Below are 23,273 nucleotides of genomic sequence, written 5' to 3' on the forward strand. Positions count from 1 at the left end.
CGAGGGGGCGCGGGCACGCGCCGACATCGGCCGGGGCCCGCACGGGCACCGACGCGCCGCGCCGACCCGGCGGCCGGGCGCGGGCTACGCCGGGCGGCGGAACGCGCCCGCCGGCGCACCGGCGGGGAAGCCGGTGCCCCGGCGGGCGGGCGCGGTCACGCCTGGGTCAGGCCCGCCACCAGTTCGTCGGCCGCCCGGTAGGGGTCGAGGTCGCCCGCCGTGATCCGCTCCGCGAGCGCGCTCAGCCGGCGGTCGCCGTGCAGATCGCCGATACGCTCTCGCAAAGCCGTCACCGCGATCGTCTCCACCTCGTGGGCGGCGCGGGCGCGCCGACGCTCGGCCAGCACGCCCCGCTCCTCCATCCACGCCCGGTGCTTCTCCAGGGCCTCGACGACCTCGTCGACGCCCTCGGCGCGGGCGGCGACCGTCTTGACGATGGGCGGACGCCAGTCGCCGGGGCCGCGGGACTCGCCGAGGCCCAGCATGTGGTTCAGCTCGCGGGCGGTGGCGTCCGCGCCGTCCCGGTCGGCCTTGTTGACGACGTAGACGTCGCCGATCTCGAGGATGCCCGCCTTCGCCGCCTGGATGCCGTCGCCCATGCCGGGGGCCAGCAGGACGACGGAGGTGTCGGCCTGGGAGGCGATCTCGACCTCCGACTGGCCGACGCCGACCGTCTCCACCAGGACCACGTCGCAGCCCGCCGCGTCCAGCACGCGGATCGCCTGCGGCGCGGCCCAGGCGAGGCCGCCCAGGTGGCCGCGGGTGGCCATCGAGCGGATGTAGACGCCGGGGTCCGAGGCGTGCTCCGACATGCGCACCCGGTCGCCGAGCAGCGCGCCGCCGGAGAACGGCGAGGACGGGTCGACGGCCAGGACGCCGACCCGCTTGCCCTGCTTGCGGTACGCCGTCACCAGCGCGGAGGTGGAGGTCGACTTGCCGACACCGGGCGAGCCGGTGAGACCGACCACGTAGGCGTTGCCGGTCAGCGGGGCCAGGGCCGCCATGACCTCCCTGAGCTGCGGGGACGCCCCCTCCACCAGGGAGATCAGCCGGGCCACGGCCCGGGGCCGGCCTTCCCTGGCCTGGGCGACCAGCGAGGAGACGTCCTGCATCACAGCTCCGTTCACTTCAGAGTCGTACCGTCGTACTGGGACAGGGTCAGGCCTTGGGCACCCGGACGATCAGGGCGTCGCCCTGACCGCCGCCGCCGCACAGCGCGGCCGCGCCGACGCCGCCGCCCCGGCGCTTGAGCTCCAGGGCCAGGTGCAGCACGAGCCGGGCGCCGGACATGCCGATCGGGTGACCGAGGGCGATGGCGCCGCCGTTGACGTTCACCTTTTCCGTGGACACGCCGAGGTCCTTCATTGACTGGACCGCGACCGCCGCGAAGGCCTCGTTGATCTCGATCAGGTCGAGGTCCTCGACGCCCAGGCCCTCCTTCTTCAGGGCGTGCAGGATGGCGTTGGACGGCTGCGACTGCAAAGAGTTGTCCGGGCCCGCCACGTTGCCGTGGGCGCCGATCTCCGCGAGCCACTCCAGGCCGAGCTCCTGGGCCTTGGCCTTGCTCATCACGACCACGGCCGCCGCGCCGTCCGAGATCTGCGAGGAGGTGCCGGCCGTGATGGTGCCGTCCTTGGTGAACGCCGGGCGCAGCTTGCCCAGCGACTCCACCGTGGTGTCGCCGCGGATGCCCTCGTCCTGGCTGAAGACGACCGGCTCGCCCTTGCGCTGCGGGATCTCGACCGGGGTGATCTCGGCCTCGAAGACGCCGTTCTTCTGGGCGGCGGCGGCGCGCTGGTGGGACAGGGCGGCGATCTCGTCCTGCTCGGGACGCTTGATGCCGAGGCGCGTGTTGTGCTTCTCCGTGGACTCGCCCATGGCGATGCCCTCGAAGGAGTCGGTCAGACCGTCGTGGGCCATGGCGTCCAGCACCTGGACGGCGCCGTACTTGTAGCCCTCGCGGGACTTCGGGAGCAGGTGCGGGGCGTTGGTCATAGACTCCTGGCCGCCCGCGACCACGATGTCGAACTCACCCGCGCGGATCAGCTGGTCGGCCAGCGCGATGGCGTCCAGACCGGACAGGCACACCTTGTTGACGGTGAGCGCCGGGACGCTCATCGGGATGCCGGCCTTGACCGCGGCCTGACGCGCCGGGATCTGCCCCGCGCCGGCCTGCAGCACCTGACCCATGATCACGTACTGCACCTGGTCGCCACCGATCCCCGCACGGTCGAGGGCGGCCTTGATCGCGAAGCCGCCGAGGCCGGCTCCGGAGAAGGACTTCAGCGAGCCCAGCAACCGGCCCATGGGCGTCCGGGCGCCCGCGACGATCACTGAGGTGTTCGTTCCAGAAGACATGAGCTGTGATTCCCCTTACCGGCTGCACTGCCGAGGAGTGAACGAGGGTTTACTTCGAATGTACTGAGGTGCGGTCCGTCACGTCATCGGGCCGTCGGTGTGATCGCGCGCACGTTGCGTAACCATCCCAGTCGCGCTGCACTGAAAACATGCTGACGCGAATCGACCACATCGGGATCGCCTGCCACGACCTCGACGCCACCGTCGAGTTCTACCGGGCCACGTACGGCTTCGAGGTCTTCCACTCCGAGGTCAACGAGGAGCAGGGCGTCCGCGAGGCCATGCTCAAGATCAACGACACCTCCGACGGCGGAGCCTCCTACCTCCAGCTGCTGGAACCGACCAGGGAGGACTCCACCGTCGCGAAGTGGCTCGCCAAGAACGGCGAGGGGGTGCACCACATCGCCTTCGGCACCGCGGACGTCGACGCGGACGCCGCCGACATCAAGGACAAGGGCGTGCGCGTCCTGTACGAAGAGCCCCGGCGCGGCTCCATGGGGTCACGGATCACCTTCCTGCACCCCAAGGATTGCCACGGCGTACTCACAGAACTGGTCACTTCGGCGCCTGTTGAGTCACCTGAGCACTGACCCTCGTACATATGGGCCGGTAGGGTTGGGGGCGGCCGCCGCTCCGTGAGGGCGGCCGCATGCCGGGGTCCGGGTTTCGGGGGGCGAGCGTCGGGGCAACAGCCCCTGCTCCGCCGTCGATCTGACACCATTCCCCGGGGGCCCCGTCCGGCGGATGGACGGAGCTCGTTTGGAAAAACCTGCGACCAGGGGACGGATGGGACCGCGCAGTGCGGGGCTACGAGAGCCAGGAGCGAGAGCCGGCGGCTGACGTCGACCACCTCACTCGGTTCGAAGCCGAGATGAAACGGCTGAAGACCGAGCGGGAAAAGGCGATCCAGCACGCCGAGGACCTCGGCTACCAGGTCGAGGTGCTGCGCGCCAAGCTGCACGAGGCGCGGCGCACCATCATGTCCCGGCCCGCCTTCGACGGCGGCGACCTCGGGTATCAGGCGGAGCAGTTGCTGCGCAACGCCCAGGTGCAGGCGGACCAGCTGCGCATGGAGGCCGAGCGCGAGCTGAGCCAGGCCCGGGCGCAGACCCAGCGCATCCTGCAGGAGCACGCCGAGCAGGCCGCCAGGCTGCAGGCGGAGCTGCACCAGGAGGCCGTCACCCGGCGCCAGCAGCTCGACCAGGAGCTGGCCGAGCGCCGGCAGACCGTCGAGTCGCACGTCAACGAGAACGTGGCGTGGGCGGAGCAGTTGCGCGCCCGCACCGAGTCGCAGGCGCGCCGCCTGCTGGACGAGTCGCGTGCCGAGGCCGAGCAGGCCATGGCGGCTGCCCGCGCCGAGGCCGAGCGGCTGACCAGCGAGGCCCGGCAGCGGCTGCAGAACGACGCCGAGGCGGCCCGCGCGGAGGCCGAGCAGATCCTGCGCCGGGCGCGCGCGGACGCCGAGCGGCTGCTGAACGCCGCCTCCGCCCAGGCCCAGGAGGCCACCGACCACGCCGAGCAGCTGCGCAGTTCCACGGTCTCGGAGTCGGACGCCGCCCGCCGCCAGGCCCAGGAGCTGAGCCGGGCCGCCGAGCAGCGCATGAGCCAGGCCGAGGAGGCGCTGCGCAAGGCGCAGGCCGAGGCCGAGAAGACGGTCGCCGAGGCGAAGGAGGCCGCCGCCAAGACCCTGACGAGTGCCGAGGCGGCGAACGAGACCCGCACCCGCACCGCGAAGGAGCAGGTCGCCCGGCTGGTCCAGGAGGCCACCAAGGAGGCCGAGTCCACCAGGGCGGAGGCCGAGCAGGTCGTCGCCGACGCGCGCGCGGCGGCGGAGAAGCTCCTCGCCGAGGCCGCCGAGAAGGCCCGGACGATCACCGCCGAGGAGAGCGCGACCGCGCTGTCCAAGGCCGCCAAGACCGCCGAGGACGTCCTCAACAAGGCGCAGGCGGAAGCCCGTGACACCACCAAGGCCGCCGCCGAGGAGGCCGAGCGGATCCGCCGGGAGGCGGAGGCCGAGGCGGACCGGCTGCGGGCCGAGGCGCACGACATCGCCGAGCAGCTCAAGGGCGCGGCGAAGGACGACACCAAGGAGTACCGCGCCAAGACGGTCGAGCTGCAGGAGGAGGCCCGCCGGCTGCGCGGCGAGGCCGAGCAGCTGCGCGCCGACGCGGTCGCCGAGGGCGAGAAGATCCGCGCGGAGGCCCGCAAGGAGGCCGTCCAGCAGATCGAGGAGGCGGCCAAGACCGCCGAGGAGCTGCTGGCCAAGGCCAAGGCGGACGCGGACGAGCTGCGGCAGACCGCGACGGCCGACAGCGAGAAGGTCCGCACCGAGGCCATCGAGCGCGCGACGACGCTGCGCCGGCAGGCCGAGGAGACCCTCCAGCGCACCCGTCAGGAGGCCGAGCGGCACCGCGAGGAGGTCGCCGAGCAGGCCGAGGGCATCCGGGCCGACGCCGAGCGGGCCGCCCGCGAACTGCGCGAGGAGACCGAGCGGACCGTCCAGGCGCGGCGCACGGAGGCCGCCGAGGAGCTGGCGCGGCTGCACGCGGAGGCCGAGGACCGCCTCGCCGCCGCCGAGCAGTCGCTGGCCGACGCCCGCGAGGAGGCCACCCGTATCCGGCGGGAGGCCGCCGAGGAGGCCGAACGGCTGCGCACCGAGGCCGCCGAGCGGATCCGCACGCTGCGGCAGCAGGCCGAGGCGGAGGCCGAGCGGCTGCGCACCGAGGCCGCGTCCGACGCGGCCGCGTTCCGGGCCGAGGGCGAGGCCGTCGCCGTACGCCTGCGTTCGGAGGCCGCGGCCGAGGCCGAGCGGCTGAAGTCCGAGGCGCAGGACAGCGCCGACCGGGTCCGCGCGGAGGCGCAGGCCGCCGCCGAGCGGCTCGGCGCGGAGGCGTCCGAGACGCTGGCCGCCGCCCAGGAGGAGGCCGCCCGGCGCCGCCGCGAGGCCGAGGAACTGCTCGGCGCCGCCCGCCAGGAGGCCGGCCAGGAGCGTGAGCGGGCCCGCGAGCAGAGCGAGGAGCTGCTGGCGTCGGCGCGCAAGCGCGTCGAGGACGCGCAGGCGGAGGCCGTGCGCCTGGTCGAGGAGGCCGACCGGCGCGCCACCGAGATGGTGTCGGCGGCCGAACTCCACGCCCAGCAGGTACGCGACTCCGTGGCGGGGCTGCACGAGCAGGCCCAGGAGGAGATCTCCGGGCTGCGCAGCGCCGCCGAGCACGCGGCGGACCGCACCCGGCGCGAGGCGCAGGAGGAGGCGGACCGGGTCCGCGGCGACGCCTACGCCGAGCGGGAGCGGGCCACCGAGGACGCCAACCGCGTCCGGCGCGAGGCGAGCGAGGCGAGCGAGGCCGCCAAGGCGCTGGCCGAGCGCACGGTGTCGGACGCGATCGCGGAGGCGGAGCGGCTGCGGTCGGACGCCTCCGAACACGCCCAGCGGGCGCGCACCGAGGCTTCGGACAAGATCGCCGAGGCCGACCAGGCGGCCGCCCGCACCCGGGCGGACGCCCGGGAGGACGCCAACCGCATCCGGTCGGACGCGGCGACGCAGGCCGACACCCTGATCACCGAGGCCCGCAACGAGGCCGAGCGGCTCACCACCGAGACGATCACGGAGACCGACCGGCTGCGGTCGGAGACGTCCGCCGAGGCGGAGCGGGTGCAGGCCGAGGCGGTCGCGAAGGCGGACAAGCTGATCGCGGACGCCACCGGCGACGCGGAGCGGCTGCGTGCCGGGGCCGCGGAGACGGTCGGGGCGGCGCAGGCGCACGCCGAGCGGATCCGCGAGGACTCCCGGCGGGTCAAGGCGCAGGCGCTGGCGGAGGCCGAGCGGGTCACCGCGGCCGCGCGCGAGGAGGCCGAGCGGACGCTGGACGAGGCCCGCAAGGAGGCCAACAAGCGGCGCTCGGAGGCGGCCGAGCAGGTCGACACGCTCATCTCGGAGACCGCGGCCGAGGCCGACAAGCTGCTCACCGAGGCGCAGACGCAGGCGCACAAGACCACCGCGGACGCCGAGGCGCAGGCCGACACCATGGTGGGCGCGGCCCGCAAGGAGGCCGACCGGCTGATGTCGGAGGCGACGGTCGAGGGCAACACGCTGGTCGAGCGGGCCCGGGCGGACGCGGACGAACTGCTCGTCGGCGCCCGCCGGGACGCGACGGCGATCAGGGAGCGGGCGGAGGAGCTGCGCGACCGCCTCACCGGCGAGATCGAGGAACTGCACGAGCGGGCCCGGCGCGAGGCCGCCGAGACGATGAAGTCGACGGGCGACCGCTGCGACGCGCTCATCAAGGCCGCCGAGGAGCAGCTGGCCAAGGCGCAGGCGAAGGCCAAGGAGCTGGTCTCGGAGGCCAACTCCGAGGCGGGCAAGGTCCGTATCGCCGCCGTCAAGAAGGCCGAGGGGCTGCTGAAGGAGGCCGAGCTGAAGAAGGCCAGCCTCATCAAGGAGGCCGAGGAGCTCAAGGCCGAGGCGATCCGCGAGGCCCGGCGCACGGTCGAGGAGGGCAAGCGCGAGCTGGAGGTCCTGGTGCGCCGTCGCGAGGACATCAACGCCGAGATCTCGCGGGTCCAGGACGTCCTGGAGGCCCTGGAGTCCTTCGAGGCCCCGTCGGCCGGCAAGGACAGCGGGGTCAAGGCGGGCGCCGTCGTGGGCGCCCCCCGTTCGGGCGGCAAGGGGTCGGACGGCTGAGGCGGCTCGGGCGGCCGAGGCGGCTCGGGCGGCCGGGTGTCGGGCGATCGGGTGTGACAGTGCGAGGCGTCGGGTGGCGAGGGAAGCCGGTCCATTGCGGTATGTTCTGCGGCATTTGGCCCGGTCTCCCGCAAGCGGTCCGGCGGTTAGCCACTCAAAAGGGGTGTCATTTTCCAGATCAAACGCGCATCCGCTCGATGACACGCCGCTACGGCCCCTAGGATTCCCCCTATCACCTCACCGGTCTCATTCGACAGGAACCCCATGAGCGACACTTCCCCCTACGGCTTCGAGCTTGTGCGGCGTGGGTACGACCGCGCTCAGGTGGACGAACGAATCTCCAAGCTCGTCTCCGACCGTGACAGCGCTCTCGCCCGCATCACCGCTCTGGAAAAGCGCATCGAGGAGCTCCACCTCGAGACGCAGAACGCGCAGGCCCAGGTAAGCGACGCCGAACCGTCGTACGCCGGTCTCGGCGCGCGTGTGGAGAAGATCCTCCGCCTCGCCGAGGAAGAGGCCAAGGATCTGCGCGAGGAGGCCCGGCGGGCGGCCGAGCAGCACCGCGAGCTCGCGGAGTCCGCGGCCCAGCAGGTCCGCAACGACGCGGAGTCCTTCGCGGCGGAGCGCAAGGCCAAGGCCGAGGACGAGGGCGTCCGGATCGTCGAGAAGGCCAAGAGTGACGCGTCGCAGCTGCGCGCCGAGGCCCAGAAGGACGCGCAGTCCAAGCGCGAGGAGGCCGACGCCCTCTTCGAGGAGACCCGTGCCAAGGCCGCGCAGGCCGCCGCCGACTTCGAGACGAACCTCGCCAAGCGCCGCGAGCAGTCCGAGCGCGACCTGGCGTCGCGTCAGCAGAAGGCGGAGAAGCGCCTCGCCGAGATCGAGCACCGTGCCGAGCAGCTGCGCCTGGAGGCGGAGAAGCTGCGCACGGACGCCGAGCGCCGCGCCCGCCAGACGGTGGAGACCGCCCAGCGCCAGGCCGAGGACATCGTGGCCGACGCCAACGCCAAGGCCGACCGGATCCGTTCGGAATCCGAGCGCGAGCTGGCCGCCCTCACCAACCGCCGCGACAGCATCAACGCCCAGCTGACGAACGTCCGCGAGATGCTCGCGACGCTCACGGGCGCCGCGGTGGCCGCCGCCGGCACGCCGGCCACGGACGACGAGCCGATCTCCCGCGGGGTTCCGGCGCAGCAGTCCCGGTAACACCTGACGGCATCGCAGGCCCGCATCCCCGCTCCGGGGGTGCGGGCCTCGTCGTGCGGCAGGTCGTGAGAACGGCTCGGGTGGCGGAACGGCTCGGGCGGAACGGCTCGGGTGGCGGAACGGCTCGGGTGGCAGGCCCGCGAGGGCGGTCTTAGCGTGGCCGCATGATCGAGCTCGAGCGCCTGACGAAGCGGTACGGCGAGACGGTGGCGGTCGACGGCCTCACCTTCACCGTCAGACCGGGGCTCGTCACCGGGTTCCTCGGGCCCAACGGCGCGGGCAAGTCGACGACCATGCGGATGATGCTCGGCCTGGACCGGCCCACCGCCGGGGACGTGCGCATCGACGGCAAGCACTACGACCGGCTCAAGGACCCGCTGAAGTACATCGGCGCCCTGCTCGACGCCAAGGCCGTGCACGGCGGGCGCAGCGCCTTCAACCACCTGCTGTGCCTCGCGCAGAGCAACGGCATCCCCCGGCGGCGGGTGGCCGAGGTGCTGGACACCGTCGGCCTCACCGCGGTCGCGCGGAAGAAGGCCAAGGGGTTCTCGCTCGGCATGGGGCAGCGGCTGGGCATCGCGGGCGCGCTGCTCGGCGACCCGCGGATCCTGATGTTCGACGAGCCGGTCAACGGCCTCGACCCGGAGGGCATCCACTGGATCCGCACGCTGATGAAATCGCTGGCCGCGCAGGGCCGCACGGTGTTCGTCTCCAGTCACCTGATGAGCGAGATGGCGCTGACCGCCGACCACCTCGTCGTCATCGGGCAGGGACGGCTGCTCGCCGACACCTCCATGGCCGACTTCATCGACCGCAACTCGCGCTCCTACGTCCGGGTCCGCTCCCCGCAGCCCGAGCAACTGCTCGACGCGCTGCACGAGGCCGGGATCACCGCCGTCGAGGCCGCGGGCGGGGCGCTGGAGATCGACGGCGGCAAGGCCGAGCGGATCGGCGAGCTGGCGGCGCTGCACCGGATCGTGCTGCACGAACTGAGCCCCCGGCAGGCCTCCCTGGAGGAGGCGTTCATGCGGCTGACCGCGGAGTCGGTGGAGTACCACGCGCGCACCGGTCCGGACCCCGCGCCGCGGCCGGAGACGTCCCCGGCCGCGGCCTGGGGGCGGGGCGACGACTGGCGGAGGAGCTGAGCATGACGGCGACCCAGGTCATCCGGTCCGAGTGGACCAAGATCCGGTCGGTGGCGTCCACGGTGTGGACGCTGTCCCTGGCCGTGGTCGTCACGATCGCCCTCGGCATGCTGATCTCCGCCCTGTCGGACAAGGGGTTCGAATCGATGAGCGAGCGGGACCGGCTCTCCTTCGACCCGACCTACGTCAGCTTCGCCGGCATGAGCCTCGGACAGCTCGCGATGATCGTGTTCGGGGTGCTGGTCGTCTCCAACGAGTACAGCACCGGCATGATCCGCGTCTCGCTGGCCGCCGTGCCGCAGCGCGGCACCTTCCTGTTCGGCAAGCTGACCGTCGCCACCGGCCTCGCGCTGGTCGTGGGCATGGTCACCAGCTTCGCCGCCTTCTTCCTCGGACAGGCGATGCTCGGCTCGCGCCGGGTGTCGATCGACGACCCGCACGTGCTGCGCGCGGTGGTCGGCGGCGGCCTCTACATGACCCTCATCGCGGTCTTCTCGATGGGCGTCGCCGCGATGCTGCGCTCGCCGATGCTGTCGCTGGGCATCCTGATGCCGTTCTTCTTCCTGGTCTCCAACATCCTGGGGAACGTCGACGCGACGAAGAAGGTCGGCCGCTACCTGCCCGACCAGGCCGGCAGCCGCATCATGCGGGTGGTCACGCCGATCGCCGACGACACCCCCTACGGGCCCTGGGGCGGCCTCGCCATCATGGCGCTGTGGACGGCCGCGGCACTGGCGGGCGGTTACGCGGTGCTCAGAAAGCGGGACGCGTGACAGCGGGAGGCGTGAGCGCGGGACGCGTGACTTTACCCGCCCTTGGGCGGAACCGTCAGCGGCTCGATATCCTCCTAACTCTTACGGGGGGCATGTGCCCCGCTTTCCTGAACCTTTCGATGGGTGCGGAGCATGATCGAGGCAGTCGGCCTGACCAAGCGCTACGGCGACAAGACCGCTGTGTACAACCTCTCGTTCCAGGTGCGACCCGGTGCCGTGACCGGCTTCCTGGGGCCCAACGGCTCCGGCAAGTCGACCACGATGCGGATGATCCTGGGCCTGGACAACCCCACCGCGGGGCGGGTGACGATCGGCGGCTACCCGTACCGCAAGCTGCCCAACGCCCCCCGCCAGGTGGGCGCGCTGCTCGACGCGAAGGCCGTGCACGGCGGCCGGTCGGCGCGCAGTCACCTGCTGAGCCTGGCCCAGCTGTCCGGCATCCCGGCCCGGCGGGTCGACGAGGTGCTGGGCGTGGTCGGCCTCCAGGACGTGGCCAGGAGACGGTCCAAGGGCTTCTCCCTCGGCATGGGCCAGCGGCTCGGCATCGCCGCCGCCCTGCTCGGCGACCCCCAGGTGCTGCTGTTCGACGAGCCGGTCAACGGCCTCGACCCCGAGGGCATCCTCTGGGTGCGCAACCTGATGAAGGCGCTCGCGGCGGAGGGCCGTACGGTCTTCGTCTCCTCCCACCTGATGAGCGAGATGGCGCTGACCGCCGACCACCTCATCGTCATCGGCCGCGGGCAACTGCTCGCCGACATGGGCGTGCAGGACTTCATCGCCGCGAACTCCGCCGGTTTCGCCCGGGTGCGCACCCCCGACACCGAGCCCCAACTGCGCGAGAAGCTGACGTCCGCGCTCACCGAGGCGGGCGGGCACGTGCTGCCCGAGCAGGACGGCGCGCTGCGCGTGACGGGGCTGCCGCTGCCCCGCATCAGCGACATCGCGCACGACACCGACGTCCGCCTGTGGGAGCTGTCGCCGCATCAGGCCTCGCTGGAGGAGGCGTACATGCGGATGACGCAGGGCGCCGTCGACTACCGCTCGACGGCCGATCAGCGCGAGGGGCTGATGCAGCCCCTGCCGCCGGGCGTGCAGCCGCCGGTGCCGGTGCCCGGTCAGGGCCAGCCCGGCTGGTACGCCCCGCCGCCGCCCCAGCAGGGCGGGCAGCCGTTCGCCGCGCCGCAGGGCGCGCCGGGCCCTTACGGCGCCGGGCAGCCGGCCTCCGGGCCGTACGGCGCTCCCGGAGCGCCGGGCCCGGGCCAACCGAACCCGTACGCGCAGCCGGCGCAGCAGAGCCCGCAGGCCCCCGCCCAGCCGCCCGCGCAGGCCGCACAGCCGGTCCCCGCAGCTCCTGCGGCCCCCGCGGCCCAGACGCCGGAGCCGCCCGCCGCTCCCGCCGCCGCGGCCGACGCCGCCCCTGCCGGCCCCGCCGCCGACCTGACCAAGCCCGAGCCCGAGCCCGAGGACGCCCGATGAGCACGCCCCAGCCCCCGATGCCGCAGGCCGCCGCTCCACACTGGCAGGCGGCGCCCGCGCCCGGTTCGCCGTACCCCGGCTACACCTCGCCGATCCCGGTCGTGCGCGCGCATCTCGGGCACGCGGTCGCCTCGGAGTGGACGAAGATCCGGTCCGTGCGTTCGACGATGTGGACGCTGGGCGTGTTCGTGCTGCTCGTCGTCGGCATCGGGCTGTTGACCGCGGCGCTGGTGTCCGCCAACGCCTCGGGGGGTGAACTGGCCGGTGAGAACCCGCTGTCGTTCGGCGTCTTCGGGCTGCTGCTGGGCAGCATGTGCATCATGACGCTCGGCGTGCTCACCACGGCCTCGGAGTACGGCACGGGCATGATCCGGACGACGATGACCGCGTGCCCGTCGCGGACGCGGGTGCTGGCGGCGAAGTCGATCGTGTTCTTCGCGGTGGCGTTCACCGTCACGTTCGTGTCGGTGCTGCTGGTCGCCCTGGCGGACGTCGCGCTGCTGGAGGGCGCCCGGGAGCCGAGCCAGGCGGAGTGGCTCAAGGCCACCCTCGGCATCTCGCTCTACATCGCCCTGCTCGGGCTGCTGTCGCTCGTCGTCGGCTCGATCATCCGGCACTCGGCCGGCGCGATCACCATCATGATCGGCCTGGTGCTGGCGCCGCTGGTGATCGCCCTGTTCATGTTCTCGCAGAGTCTGGAGGGCCTGCGCCAGGCGCTGTTCGAGTACTCGATCCCGAGCCAGATGAGCGTCTTCTACTCGACCTCCCTCAGCGGCTCCGGACCGTCCGGCTGGGATCCGCTGTGGATCGCCCTCGGCGTGACCGCCGTCGCGTACGGCGGCGCGGTGGCGCTTCTGCAGCAGCGGGACGTGTGAGGACGTACCCGAGGCAGCCGAGGCAGGAAAGAGCCTGGGACTGACCCAGGGGCGCTAGAAGCGAGGCGCGTTGCGGGACCGCTGCACCCGGGTGGTGCGGCGGTCCTTCGCGTTCCAGCACGCCTTGTGCCAGTGCCGCCGGTCGTCGACGCCCGCGTGCTCCGGCCAGGCCACCACGTGCGGGACGCCGGAGGGGATCATCTGGTCGCAGCCGGGGCAGCGGTACGTCTTGCCCTGCGCGCTCGCGCCCGCTACATGGCGCACGCTCCAGTCCTCGCCCTGCCAGCGCTCGCTGGACTGCCAGCCGCCGTAGCGGGACCGGTCGTCCTCGGCACTGGGGCCGGACGAGCCGGTTCCCTTGGGTCGGTTGCGACGCGGGGACACAGAACACCTCACCGGGCTGCGGGAAACAGGGCTCGTGTCCAGCGTACGCGGGGCGGACAGGGGTACGCGGAGGGCACCGGTCCCCGCAAGTCCCCCGCCGCGGTCGCCGATTTCTGCAGACAATCCGCAAATCTCCTCGCCAGGCCGTGTCCTCGTCACGTGTCACACGGTTATGCCGGGTGGGGGAGCTCCGCGTCGGAGCCAAGGAAGCAGGAAAAGCACATGCGCGTCGGAAGTTTCGTGTTGGCGGCCCAGTTCCCGGGGCAGGGCCAGGGGGAGGCGCTGCACCGCGCGGTCCGCTCGGCCGAGGTCGCGGAGGAGGCGGGGCTGGACTCGGTCTGGCTGGCCGAGCACCACTTCGTCCCGTACGGCACCTGCCCGTCCGCGATCACCCTGGCCGCGCTGCTGCTCGGCCGCACCAGCCGTATCCGGGTGGGCACGGCGGTCAGCGTGCTGCCGGCCGCCCACCCGGTGGCCCTCGGCGAACAGGCCGCGCTGCTGCACCTCACCTCCGGCGGGCGGTTCTCGCTCGGCGTGGGGCGCGGCGGCCCGTGGGTCGACCTCGAGGTGTTCGGCTCGGGTCTCGCGGCGTACGAGGAAGGGTTCCCGGAATCACTCGATCTGCTGATGCGCTGGCTGCGCGAACCGTCGGTCGCCGCCGCCGGGGAGCGCTACCGCTTCCGTGAAGTGCCCGTGGTGCCACGGCCGTCGGAGTCCCTGACGGACGCTCCGGGACCCGAGGTCGTCGTCGCGTGCACCTCGCCGTCGAGCGTGCGGCTGGCCGCCCGGCGCGGACTGCCGATGCTGCTCGGCATGCACGTCGGGGACGAGGAGAAGGCCGAGATGATCGCCCTGTGGCGGCAACAGGCGTGCGCCGCCGGGCACTCGGCGGAGGCGGTGCACGGCGCCGGGCACGTCTCGGCGGGCGTCTGCCAGATCGCCGACCGGCGTACGGACGCGGTGGAGACGCTGACGAAGGCGATGCCGGGATGGCTCAGGCAGGGGCTGGAGGCCCATGTGACGGTGGACGGCCGCGCCCGCCGGATGCGGGACCCGGTGGCGTACACCGAACTGCTCTGCGGGCTGCACCCGGTGGGCACCCCGCGGCTGTGCGCCGACCGGCTCGCCGCCACCAGCGAGCGGACCGGCATCTCCCGCTTCGCGCTGCTCGTCGAAGGCTCGGGGGACCTGGCGGCCACCGAGGAGAACGTGCGGCGGCTCGGCGCCGAGGTGGTTCCCCAGCTCGGCTGAAGCGGACCGTCCGCCACGGAGCTTGCCGCCCCGGCACTGAATAGCACCTCCCGCGTACGGAGCGGCAAGCCGACGGCGTGCTGCCGGTCAGCAGTCCCGGAGCTCCGGGGACTGGTTGAGCAGCTGATTGCGCACCGAGGTGAAGCGGGCCAGCGTCTCGTCCACCGAGGCGTCCAGCGGGAACACCGCGACCCGGTGGCAGTTCTGGAAGGCCAGCCGCACACCGAAGTGCCGCTGCAGCGCGCCGCGTATCGCGTCACTCGCGAGCGCACGCAGCAGCTGACCGCGCGCCTGCTCGTCCGGCGGGGGCGTCTGGTTGTCGGCGAACTGTCCGCCGTCGACCTTCAGCTGGGCCACCAGGGAGCTGATCATCTCCCACGCGTAGGGCAGGGAGGTCCGGACGCAGTCGACGAAGGCGGCTTCGTCGACCTCGCCTCGCTCGGCCTGTTCGAGTAGGGCCGGTGAGACGTCGAGCGACATGGGTTCTCCTCTCGCACCCCCGAAGAGCAGGGGTTGCCGGACAGGTAAGGGAGCTCGCGCTGTCAACACGCTGCGTACACGTCTCGCGACCTCCCGTTCACTACCGTAGGCAACGGACGGTGACCGCACCAGGAGAACGCGTACATAGCCGGGCTCCGTTGGGCACACAATCGGCCATAATCGAACAGCTCAATTACGGGACAACCAGGGCGGCCGGCGGGCCCCGTCACGGTCGGCGGGGGAAGCCCGGGGCGGCCGGCGGGGGAAGCCCGCGGCGGGTTGCGCGGGAAGACAGGCAGGGGGAAATCGCGCGCACCGCCACGCGTCGAGTAGCGTTGCCGACCATGCGTCTCGTCATTGCCCGATGCTCCGTCGACTACGCGGGCCGGCTCACCGCCCACCTCCCCTCGGCACCCCGCCTGATCCTGGTGAAGGCGGACGGCAGCGTCTCCATCCACGCGGACGACCGCGCCTACAAACCCCTGAACTGGATGTCCCCGCCGTGCACTCTGAAGGAGGGCACGGGCGAGGACGACGGCGTCTGGACCGTGATCAACAAGGCGGGCGAAAAACTGATCATCACGATGGAGGAGATCCTCCATGATTCCTCGCACGAGCTCGGCGTGGATCCCGGCCTGATCAAGGACGGCGTGGAAGCACACCTCCAGGAACTGCTCGCCGATCGCATAGAGACGCTCGGCGACGGCTACACCCTCATCCGCCGCGAGTACATGACGGCCATCGGGCCGGTCGACATCCTGTGCCGGGACGCCGACGGGCAGACCGTCGCGGTCGAGATCAAGCGGCGCGGCGAGATCGACGGCGTGGAGCAGCTCACCCGCTACCTGGAGCTGCTGAACCGGGATCCCCATCTCGCCCCGGTGCGCGGCATCTTCGCGGCCCAGGAGATCAAGCCGCAGGCCCGCGTGCTGGCGACCGACCGCGGGATCGGCTGCCAGGTGCTGGACTACGACGCCCTGCGCGGCATCGAGGACGACAAGCTGCGGCTGTTCTGACGGGGGCTCGCCCCACGGTGACAGAGGAGGGGCCGGGTCCGTGTGCGCACGGACCTCGGCCCCTCCTCTGTCACCGCCTCAGATCACCGTGCCGGCCGTTCCGGTGCCGGCGGCGGTCGGCGCGCCCGCCGAGCCGCTCGTCACCGTCGGGGCCGCCGGCGCCGGGCCGCTGGCCGAGTCGGTGGTGGACGGCGTGGAGGAGGAGCCCGGCTGGGACGGCGACGCGGACTCCGACGGCGTGGGGCTGGCCGACGTCGACGGAGGCGGCGTCGACGGCTTGGGCGTGGGCGTCCAGGACGGCGGCCTGGTCGTCGGCGTCCGCGACGGGCTGCTCGACGGGGAGCCGGAGCTCTGCGTGCCGCTCGGTTCGTCGGACGGCCCGGCGGTGTCCGCGGGCGGGGTCGGGTCGTCGGACGTGCCGAGGGTGCCGTCGGGGCCCGGATCGGTCGGCCGGCTGGTCGCGGTGCCGGTGTCCCCGCTGCCGGCCTCGTTCCCGGGCGTGTCGGCGCCCAGGCCGCCGTCGTCGAGGCCCTGACTGACCGACGGGTTGACGCCGACCTGGTCCGAGGGGTTGTCGGCGTTGTTGTCGGAGGTGGCGCCGAGCGTGACCACGGTGCCGAGTACGGCGACGAGCAGGGCGCCCGCGCCGGCCGCGACGAGGTTGCGGCGGGCGAGGCCGCGCAGGCCGCCGCCGTGGGACTTCGCCGGGCCGGAGGGTTCCCGGTGCACGACGAAGGGCTCGGCCGGCGACTGGAACGGGGCCGCCGCCGCGAACCCGGCCGGCACACCGCCGGCCGGCGACGGCGAGTCCTCGGACCGCGCGTCCGGCGCCTCCTCGCCCGCCGGCGCGCCGTGCATCGCCGGCGCGGCGGGACTCCCGGCCGTACCGGGAACCGCGGGCGCGCCGGAGCGGTCGGTGACCAGGGCGAGGGCGCGACGGCCGGTGACGGTGCCGCGCTTGTCGGCGGCCGCGCCGCGCAGGCCGACGGACGCCTCCAGCTCGGTGCGGGCCCGGTCGAGCTCTCCGCCGCACAGCGCGAGGACGCCGAGCTCGTGGTGGAAGTAGGCCTGTTCCGACACCTCGCCGGCCAGCTTGGAGGCCTCGGCGCCGGAGCGCAGCGCCCGCTCCCAGGCGCTCCAGTGCAGCCCGGCGGCGAACGCGGGCGCCGCGGTGCGGGCCAACTGCACGGCGACGCTCGCCTCGCCGTCGAGGGACGCGGTGGTGACGGGCGCGAGGACGGCGAGGGCGGCGAGCAGGGCGTCGGCCTCGGCGCACACGCGCTCCGGGGTGACCGACGGGTGTCCGGCCCACCAGGCGTAGTGCCGGGCCGCCGTCAGGGCCTGTGCCTCGGCGTCGTCGGCGTAACCGGCGGTCTCCAGCTGGGCGAGCACCCCGGCGGCGAGCCGGTAGCGGGAGCCGACCGGCAGGGCCAGTCCGCTGCTCGCCAGCTCGCCGAGGGCGGCGTCGGCGTGGGTGTCGCCGACCAGGGCGGGCAGATGGGCCTGGTGCGGCACCTCGCCGCCGAGCACGACGGCGAAGCGCAGGGTGGCGCGGGCGGCGGGGCTGAGCCGGGAGGCGAGCAGCCGGGCGGGCGCGGCGGCCTCGCCGAGCGAGGGCAGCGGGATCCCGTCGCCGTCCCCGGCGTCCACGGCGGCGTCGACGGGGGTCGCGTCGGCGGGGGTGGCGTCCGCGAAGACGCCGAACTCGTCGACGGCCTCGGCGCTCACGCGCAGCCGGTCGCGCTGCCGCAGCAGGGCGCCGGCCTGGACGAACCGCAGCGGCAGGCCCTCGGACTCGAACCAGAGGTCGCCGGCCCAGTTGGCCTCCTCCTCGGTCAGGGTCCGGCCGACGACACGCTCCAGGATGTCCACGCCGGCGGCGCGCCCGAGACCGCCGAGGGTGATCTCCTCGACCCCCGCGTCGGCGGACGGCGCGGGCACGTCGGGCGTGGCGGCGATCAGGAAGGCGCACTCGGGGGTCGCGTCCAGCAGGTCGTCCAGGGCGGCGCCGCCGAACTCGATGTCGTCGAGGACGACGACCGCGCCGACGTCCCGCAGGCAGTCGAGCAGGTCCTCCTGGCCGGGGCGGTGCCGGGGCGCGTCGTGGACGGCGTGGAAGAGCTCGTGCAGCAGGTCGTCGGCGGTCCGGCGGAAGCCGTTCAGGCGGACGACGCCGTCCGGGGCGAGGTCCGCGCAGTCCTCGGCGACGACGTCGAGGAGGCTGGTGCGGCCCGAGCCGGCGGGGCCGGTGAGGCGCACCGAGCGGCCGCGGGCGAGCAGGCGGACGAGGTCCTCGCGCACCTCCTGGCGTTCCAGGAGCGGCAGTGACAGCCGGTCCGGTCCGGCCGGGACGGGCGGCCGGGCGGCGCGGGCCGCCCGGTCGCGCGCGTCCGCCGCCGGCTTCCCCGGGCGTCCGGGGCGCTCGCCCGGCGGGCAGATCTCGATCTCGCTGCCGTCCACCGGGTTGACGGTGAGCAGGTAGTCGCCGGAGACGAGCTGCACGGTGCGCGCGAGCGCGGGAGCGTGCTGCCCGAAGTCAGGCGTCAGGGGATCCCTGGGCGGGCGCTGGCGCGGCGCGTTGCCGTCGTGGCCGTACTCCTCGGGTCCCCGGCTGTTCGGGTCCATAGGTTCAAGCCCCCAAAGGCGTCGTGTGCGTGAGCCCCTCCCGGCCTTGCTGCACACCGCGCTGTCGCTTCTGGTCCGGGCCCGCTCGCAGGGATGTCAGGCAGCGGGCGACCGAACCTTAAACCTTCGCTCAGTATCCACGACAGTCCGGGGTGCCGTGCCGCCCGAGACGTCACGGTCTCATGAGGATTGCGCGCGACGGGCCTTTCGGTGCCCTGCGCCCGGGTCTCCCCCGTCATCCGGTTCACACCGGTTCGAGCGGTCACACGCGGGGCAGTGACTCCACCCCGATGCCCCCCTCGATGGCCAGGATGCGGTGCAGGCGGGTGGCCACCAGCAGGCGCTGCATCTGCGGCGGTACGCCGCGCAGCACCAGGCGGCGGCCGCAGCGGCCGGCCCGCCGGTGGGCCCCCATGATCACCCCGAGCCCGGTGGCGTCCCAGGAGTCGAGTTCGGACAGGTCGAGCACCAGGTCGCCGGCTCCGTCGTCGACGGCCGAGTGCAGGACCGTACGGGCGTCCGCCGCGCTGCGGACGTCGAGGCGGCCCCCGACGACCAGCTCGGCGTGGTCGCCCCTGATGTGCATATGCGCTCCCCGTGATCGCGGTGGCGTACTCCGTGACGGTGGCTGTGCATCGTCTGACTGCTTCAGCGGCGACCTGGTTGCCGTCTGTAAGCGAACCGATACCAAATTCACCCCGGGGGGTGATTCCCCGGGGCTGGTGCGGTGCGTGCGGTGCTGTGTACCGGTTTCAGTACGTGTAGAAGCCCTGCCCGCTCTTGCGCCCGATGTCACCGGCGTCGACCATCCGGCGCATCAGCTCCGGCGGGGCGAACTTCTCGTCCTGCGACTCGGTGTAGATGTTGCCGGTGGCGTGCAGCAGGATGTCGACGCCGGTCAGGTCCGCCGTGGCGAGCGGTCCCATCGCGTGGCCGAAGCCCAGCTTGCAGGCGAGGTCGATGTCCTCGGCGGTCGCCACGCCCGACTCGTACAGCTTCGTCGCCTCGACGACGAGGGCGGAGATGAGCCGGGTCGTCACGAAGCCGGCCACGTCCCGGTTGACGACGATGCAGGTCTTGCCGACGGACTCGGCGAACTCCCGCGCGGTGGCGAGGGTCTCGTCGCTCGTCTTGTAGCCGCGGACGAGCTCGACGAGCTGCATCATCGGCACCGGCGAGAAGAAGTGCACGCCGACCACCCGCTCGGGGTGTTCGGTGGCCGCCGCGATCTTGGTGATCGGGATGGCGGAGGTGTTGGAGGCGAGCACGGCGTCCTCGCGCACCAGCTTGTCGAGCGCGCGGAAGATCTCGTGCTTCACCTCGAGCTTCTCGAACACGGCCTCGACGACGATGTCCGCGTCCGCGGCGGCGTCCAGGTCGGTCGTGGCGGTGATGCGGGCGAGGGCGGCGTCGGCGTCGTGCGCCTCCATCCGGCCCTTGGCCACGAACTTGTCGTACGAGGCCTTGATGCCGTCGGTGCCACGCCTGAGCGCCTCGTCGGTGACGTCGCGCAGGACGACGTCCCAGCCCGCCTGCGCGGAGACCTGGGCGATACCGGACCCCATGAGGCCGGCCCCGATGACGGCGAGCTTCCGTGCCACTGTGCGACTCCCCTGATACGCGCTGTCGTCAGGCCCTGGCGTTGTCTTCCCCTGTCCGCTCGATGAGTGGAGCCCCGGGCGTCACGGGACGGTCCTGGAATCAGGAGCTCACCGCGACTCCGCCGGGAGGCGGGAAGGTCAAGCAGGGACCTATCTTCTCCGGCGGAGACTAGCGCCCGCGGGGGGCGCAGCGGCCGGATTAGTAACGCGTTTCACGTCTCACGGGGTGAGATGCCGGTCACGTCCGCGGGAGCGGGCAGTTGACGCCCCGTCGGCGGCCACCGTCACCGCACGCCGGGCGGCGGTGCCGCGCTCCCGGTGAACGGGCCTCGGCTGTCGGCCCGCACCCCCTGGGACAGTGCCGGTTCACCTCTTGAGCGAGGAGACGAAGGGGGCCCAGGCGGTGGAACTGAGTAGCAGGGCAGGGCGGTCGGGGTCCTTGGAGTCCCGAACGGGGACGAGGCCGGGAATTGGCGAGGCGGGCGCCGACTTCCCGCTCGCGGAGGCCGGTGACCGGGGCAGCGAGCACCTGATCGACTCGTGACAGTGGCCGTGACAGTGGGCACACGACCGCCATGGACGGCCGGTGCGTAACTACGCTGGCCGCATGGTCAATCTGACGCGTATCTACACCAGGACCGGCGACAAGGGCACCACCGCCCTCGGTGACATGAGCAGGGTCGCCAAGACGGACCTCCGGATCTCGGCGTACGCCGACGCCAACGAGGCGAACGCGGTGATCGGCACGGCGATCACGCTGGGCAATCTGGAGGAGGAGGTCGTCAAGGTCCTCTCCCGCGTCCAGAACGACCTGTTCGACGTGGGCGCGGACCTGTCCACGCCGGTGAAGGAGAATCCGGAGTTCCCGCCGCTGCGGGTGGAGCAGTTCTACATCGACAAGCTGGAGGCGGACTGCGACCGCTTCAACGAGCGGCTGGAGAAGCTGCGCTCCTTCATCCTGCCGGGCGGCACTCCGGGGGCCGCGCTGCTGCACCAGGCCTGCACGGTCGTCCGCCGCGCCGAGCGTTCGACGTGGGCGGCCCTTGAGGTGCACGGCGAGGCGATGAACCCGCTGACGGCCACCTACCTCAACCGTCTCTCCGACCTCCTCTTCATCCTCGCCCGCACGGCGAACAAGGACGTCGGGGACGTGCTCTGGGTCCCGGGCGGGGAGCGTTGACGCTGACGGGAGCGAGCGGCCCGCGACCTTCCCTTGCCGGGACGGCGCGGGCCCGCGGTGTTCATGGGGCCTCGGCCACGCGCCTGACGAAGACGCACGTCAGCCGCCCGCCCGGCACGCCGGAGCCGTGCAGGCGCGCGGCCAAGCGGGCGTAGCCGCAGAGGAGTTGGGGCGCGGGAAGCCGGAAGCAGACTGGTCCAGACCTATTGACCTATGGTCCAGACCTTTCTATTCTCGCGGCACCGTGGGCGTGAAGGCTCAGTCATGCCCCTGACACCCCCAAGAGGGAGGCGCACCATGCGCTTCAGACACCGGGCCGCGGCAGCGTTCGCGACGCTGTTGCTCCCGCTGGCCGGTCTGGTCGGCCTCGCGAGCCCGGCCCAGGCCGCGACGAACGCCACCGCCACCTACACCAAGACCCAGGACTGGGGCACCGGCTTCGAGGGCACGTGGACGGTGAAGAACACCGGCACCACCGCCATCAGCTCCTGGACGATCGAGTGGGACTTCCCCTCCGGCACGTCCGTCACCTCCGCCTGGGACGCGGACGTCACCTCCTCCGGCACCCACTGGACCGCCAAGAACAAGTCCTACAACGGCTCGATAGCCCCCGGCGCCGCCGTCTCCTTCGGCTTCAACGGCTCCGGATCCGGCTCCCCCGCCAACTGCAAGCTCAACGGCGACAGTTGCGACGGAACGACCGTCCCCGGCGACGCGGCGCCCTCCGCGCCGGGCACCCCGACCGCCTCCGGCGTCACCGACACCTCGGTGAAGCTGTCGTGGAGCGCGGCCACCGACGACAAGGGCGTCAAGAACTACGACGTCCTGCGCGACGGCGCCACGGTCGCCACCGTGACGACGACCTCCTACACGGACACCGGCCTGACCGCCGGCACCGACTACTCGTACACCGTCCGGGCCCGGGACACCGCCGACCAGACCGGACCGGTCAGCGGCGCGGTCGCCGTGCACACCACCGGCGGCACCACCACTCCCCCGCCCACCGGCGGCGACAAGGTCAAGCTCGGCTACTTCACCGAGTGGGGCATCTACGGCCGGAACTACAACGTCAAGAACCTGGTGACGTCCGGCTCCGCCGCGAAGATCACGCACATCAACTACGCCTTCGGCAACGTCACCGGCGGCAAGTGCGTGATCGGCGACTCCTACGCCGACTACGACAAGGCCTTCACCGCCGACCAGTCGGTCAGCGGCGTCGCCGACACCTGGGACCAGCCGCTGCGCGGCAACTTCAACCAGCTGCGCCAGCTCAAGGCGAAGTACCCGAACATCAAGGTGCTGTGGTCCTTCGGCGGCTGGACCTGGTCCGGCGGCTTCGGTGACGCCGCGAAGAACCCGGCCGCCTTCGCCCAGTCGTGCTACGACCTGGTCGAGGACCCCCGCTGGGCCGACGTCTTCGACGGCATCGACATCGACTGGGAGTACCCGAACGCCTGCGGGCTGACCTGCGACACCAGCGGCGCGGCGGCCTACAAGAACCTGATGCAGGCGCTGCGTGCCAAGTTCGGCTCGAACAACCTGGTCACCGCCGCGGTCACCGCCGACGGCTCCTCCGGCGGCAAGATCGAGGCCGCCGACTACGCGGGCGCCGCGGCTTACGTCGACTGGTACAACGTGATGACGTACGACTTCTTCGGCGCGTGGGACGCCAAGGGCCCGACCGCCCCGCACTCCCCGCTCACCTCCTACAGCGGCATCCCGAAGGCCGGGTTCACCACGGCCGACGCGATGGCCAAGTTCAAGGCGATCGGGGTGCCCGCGAGCAAGCTGCTCATCGGCATCGGCTTCTACGGGCGCGGCTGGACCGGCGTCACCCAGGACGCCCCCGGTGGCACGGCCACCGGCCCCGCGGCCGGCACCTACGAGCAGGGCATCGAGGACTACAAGATCCTCAAGACGTCCTGCCCGGCCACCGGCACGGTCGCCGGCACCGCCTACGCGCACTGCGGCAGCAACTGGTGGTCGTACGACACCCCGGCCACCATCGGCACCAAGATGGCGTGGGCCAAGACCCAGAACCTGGGCGGCGCCTTCTTCTGGGAGTTCAGCGGCGACACCGCGAACGGCGAGCTGGTGAGCGCCATCAGCAACGGCCTGAGCTGACCGTCCCTCCCCCCACCCCGGGGGGGGGGGGGGGGGGGGGGGGGCGGGGGGGGGGGGGGTGGGGGGGGGGGGAGGGGGGGGGGGGGGGGGGGGAGGTGGCC

Annotated in this window: 19 protein-coding genes; 11 read left to right on the forward strand and 8 right to left on the reverse strand. The window is 72.7% G+C overall.

Annotation, left to right across the window (positions count from 1 at the left end):
- Positions 1-155 precede the first annotated feature (155 nt).
- A complete protein-coding gene (gene meaB, locus ACZ5GT_RS23900; RefSeq protein ID WP_469029499.1) occupies positions 156-1,112 on the reverse strand; it encodes a methylmalonyl Co-A mutase-associated GTPase MeaB in 957 nt (318 codons plus the stop codon).
- Positions 1,113-1,158: 46 nt separating this feature from the next.
- On the reverse strand, positions 1,159-2,358 hold the full coding sequence (locus tag ACZ5GT_RS23905; protein ID WP_469029373.1) for an acetyl-CoA C-acetyltransferase: 1,200 nt from the start codon (positions 2,356-2,358) through the stop codon (positions 1,159-1,161).
- 149 nt (positions 2,359-2,507) lie between these two features.
- On the opposite strand from ACZ5GT_RS23905, the gene mce reads away from it, so the two are divergent.
- From mce to ACZ5GT_RS23940, 7 genes are all read left to right on the forward strand, one after another.
- Entirely contained in the window at positions 2,508-2,948 is a 441-nt protein-coding gene (gene mce / locus ACZ5GT_RS23910) for a methylmalonyl-CoA epimerase (protein ID WP_360753545.1), read from the forward strand.
- 209 nt (positions 2,949-3,157) lie between these two features.
- The gene (scy, locus tag ACZ5GT_RS23915) at positions 3,158-7,039 is read left to right on the forward strand and encodes a polarized growth protein Scy (RefSeq protein ID WP_469029376.1); all 3,882 of its coding nucleotides are present in this window, start codon (positions 3,158-3,160) and stop codon (positions 7,037-7,039) included.
- A gap of 264 nt (positions 7,040-7,303) precedes the next feature.
- Positions 7,304-8,242 carry a coiled-coil domain-containing protein gene (locus ACZ5GT_RS23920; RefSeq protein ID WP_360753541.1) on the forward strand — a complete coding sequence of 313 codons (939 nt, stop codon included), beginning with the start codon at positions 7,304-7,306 and terminating at the stop codon, positions 8,240-8,242.
- A 164-nt stretch (positions 8,243-8,406) separates the two neighbouring features.
- The gene (locus tag ACZ5GT_RS23925) at positions 8,407-9,387 is read left to right on the forward strand and encodes an ABC transporter ATP-binding protein (protein WP_469029378.1); all 981 of its coding nucleotides are present in this window, start codon (positions 8,407-8,409) and stop codon (positions 9,385-9,387) included.
- A 2-nt stretch (positions 9,388-9,389) separates the two neighbouring features.
- On the forward strand, positions 9,390-10,160 hold the full coding sequence (locus ACZ5GT_RS23930) for an ABC transporter permease (protein ID WP_469029382.1): 771 nt from the start codon (positions 9,390-9,392) through the stop codon (positions 10,158-10,160).
- Positions 10,161-10,292: 132 nt separating this feature from the next.
- Positions 10,293-11,636: an ABC transporter ATP-binding protein gene (locus ACZ5GT_RS23935; RefSeq protein ID WP_469029386.1), complete on the forward strand. Its 1,344-nt coding sequence runs from the start codon at positions 10,293-10,295 to the stop codon at positions 11,634-11,636.
- Entirely contained in the window at positions 11,633-12,511 is an 879-nt protein-coding gene (locus ACZ5GT_RS23940) for an ABC transporter permease (protein ID WP_469029389.1), read from the forward strand. Before ACZ5GT_RS23935 ends, ACZ5GT_RS23940 begins: the two co-directional genes overlap by 4 nt.
- A gap of 54 nt (positions 12,512-12,565) precedes the next feature.
- Here the strand turns inward: ACZ5GT_RS23940 and ACZ5GT_RS23945 are convergent, their stop codons facing one another.
- Positions 12,566-12,895 (reverse strand): ATP/GTP-binding protein, encoded by a 330-nt coding sequence (locus ACZ5GT_RS23945; protein WP_469029392.1) that lies wholly within the window; start codon positions 12,893-12,895, stop codon positions 12,566-12,568.
- A 222-nt stretch (positions 12,896-13,117) separates the two neighbouring features.
- Here ACZ5GT_RS23945 and ACZ5GT_RS23950 point away from each other — a divergent pair, with 222 nt between their 5' ends.
- Positions 13,118-14,146, forward strand: a complete 1,029-nt coding sequence (locus tag ACZ5GT_RS23950; protein ID WP_469029394.1) for an LLM class flavin-dependent oxidoreductase — start codon at positions 13,118-13,120, stop codon at positions 14,144-14,146.
- 87 nt (positions 14,147-14,233) lie between these two features.
- Here the strand turns inward: ACZ5GT_RS23950 and ACZ5GT_RS23955 are convergent, their stop codons facing one another.
- On the reverse strand, positions 14,234-14,626 hold the full coding sequence (locus tag ACZ5GT_RS23955; protein WP_111006621.1) for an SCO5389 family protein: 393 nt from the start codon (positions 14,624-14,626) through the stop codon (positions 14,234-14,236).
- Between the two features lie 344 nt (positions 14,627-14,970).
- On the opposite strand from ACZ5GT_RS23955, the gene nucS reads away from it, so the two are divergent.
- Entirely contained in the window at positions 14,971-15,642 is a 672-nt protein-coding gene (gene nucS, locus ACZ5GT_RS23960; RefSeq protein ID WP_398280484.1) for an endonuclease NucS, read from the forward strand.
- A gap of 78 nt (positions 15,643-15,720) precedes the next feature.
- Here nucS and ACZ5GT_RS23965 read toward each other — a convergent pair whose 3' ends face one another.
- From ACZ5GT_RS23965 to ACZ5GT_RS23980, 4 genes are all read right to left on the reverse strand, one after another.
- The gene (locus ACZ5GT_RS23965) at positions 15,721-18,267 is read right to left on the reverse strand and encodes an ATP-binding protein (protein WP_469029399.1); all 2,547 of its coding nucleotides are present in this window, start codon (positions 18,265-18,267) and stop codon (positions 15,721-15,723) included.
- Positions 18,268-18,529: 262 nt separating this feature from the next.
- Positions 18,530-18,853, reverse strand: coding sequence for an STAS domain-containing protein (locus ACZ5GT_RS23970; RefSeq protein ID WP_003997851.1), 324 nt, complete (start codon positions 18,851-18,853; stop codon positions 18,530-18,532).
- A 166-nt stretch (positions 18,854-19,019) separates the two neighbouring features.
- Positions 19,020-19,868, reverse strand: coding sequence for a 3-hydroxyacyl-CoA dehydrogenase family protein (locus ACZ5GT_RS23975; RefSeq protein WP_469029402.1), 849 nt, complete (start codon positions 19,866-19,868; stop codon positions 19,020-19,022).
- Between the two features lie 366 nt (positions 19,869-20,234).
- Positions 20,235-20,402, reverse strand: a complete 168-nt coding sequence (locus tag ACZ5GT_RS23980; RefSeq protein ID WP_469029504.1) for a DUF397 domain-containing protein — start codon at positions 20,400-20,402, stop codon at positions 20,235-20,237.
- 73 nt (positions 20,403-20,475) lie between these two features.
- Between ACZ5GT_RS23980 and ACZ5GT_RS23985 the strand changes: the two genes are divergently transcribed.
- Both ACZ5GT_RS23985 and ACZ5GT_RS23990 read left to right on the forward strand, forming a co-directional pair.
- Positions 20,476-21,048 carry a cob(I)yrinic acid a,c-diamide adenosyltransferase gene (locus ACZ5GT_RS23985; RefSeq protein WP_469029404.1) on the forward strand — a complete coding sequence of 191 codons (573 nt, stop codon included), beginning with the start codon at positions 20,476-20,478 and terminating at the stop codon, positions 21,046-21,048.
- A gap of 297 nt (positions 21,049-21,345) precedes the next feature.
- Positions 21,346-23,172, forward strand: a complete 1,827-nt coding sequence (locus tag ACZ5GT_RS23990) for a glycosyl hydrolase family 18 protein (protein WP_469029406.1) — start codon at positions 21,346-21,348, stop codon at positions 23,170-23,172.
- Positions 23,173-23,273 lie beyond the last annotated feature (101 nt).

This window comes from Streptomyces sp. NPDC031340 (assembly GCF_055569945.1).

Coding starts and splice junctions, on each gene's coding strand:
- meaB (WP_469029499.1), bottom strand. CDS start 1,112: ATGCAGGACGTCTCCTCGCTGGTCGCCCAGGCCAGGGAAGGCCGGCCC.
- ACZ5GT_RS23905 (WP_469029373.1), bottom strand. CDS start 2,358: ATGTCTTCTGGAACGAACACCTCAGTGATCGTCGCGGGCGCCCGGACG.
- mce (WP_360753545.1), top strand. CDS start 2,508: ATGCTGACGCGAATCGACCACATCGGGATCGCCTGCCACGACCTCGAC.
- ACZ5GT_RS23920 (WP_360753541.1), top strand. CDS start 7,304: ATGAGCGACACTTCCCCCTACGGCTTCGAGCTTGTGCGGCGTGGGTAC.
- ACZ5GT_RS23925 (WP_469029378.1), top strand. CDS start 8,407: ATGATCGAGCTCGAGCGCCTGACGAAGCGGTACGGCGAGACGGTGGCG.
- ACZ5GT_RS23930 (WP_469029382.1), top strand. CDS start 9,390: ATGACGGCGACCCAGGTCATCCGGTCCGAGTGGACCAAGATCCGGTCG.
- ACZ5GT_RS23935 (WP_469029386.1), top strand. CDS start 10,293: ATGATCGAGGCAGTCGGCCTGACCAAGCGCTACGGCGACAAGACCGCT.
- ACZ5GT_RS23940 (WP_469029389.1), top strand. CDS start 11,633: ATGAGCACGCCCCAGCCCCCGATGCCGCAGGCCGCCGCTCCACACTGG.
- ACZ5GT_RS23950 (WP_469029394.1), top strand. CDS start 13,118: ATGCGCGTCGGAAGTTTCGTGTTGGCGGCCCAGTTCCCGGGGCAGGGC.
- ACZ5GT_RS23955 (WP_111006621.1), bottom strand. CDS start 14,626: ATGTCGCTCGACGTCTCACCGGCCCTACTCGAACAGGCCGAGCGAGGC.
- nucS (WP_398280484.1), top strand. CDS start 14,971: ATGCGTCTCGTCATTGCCCGATGCTCCGTCGACTACGCGGGCCGGCTC.
- ACZ5GT_RS23965 (WP_469029399.1), bottom strand. CDS start 18,267: ATGGACCCGAACAGCCGGGGACCCGAGGAGTACGGCCACGACGGCAAC.
- ACZ5GT_RS23970 (WP_003997851.1), bottom strand. CDS start 18,853: ATGCACATCAGGGGCGACCACGCCGAGCTGGTCGTCGGGGGCCGCCTC.
- ACZ5GT_RS23985 (WP_469029404.1), top strand. CDS start 20,476: ATGGTCAATCTGACGCGTATCTACACCAGGACCGGCGACAAGGGCACC.
- ACZ5GT_RS23990 (WP_469029406.1), top strand. CDS start 21,346: ATGCGCTTCAGACACCGGGCCGCGGCAGCGTTCGCGACGCTGTTGCTC.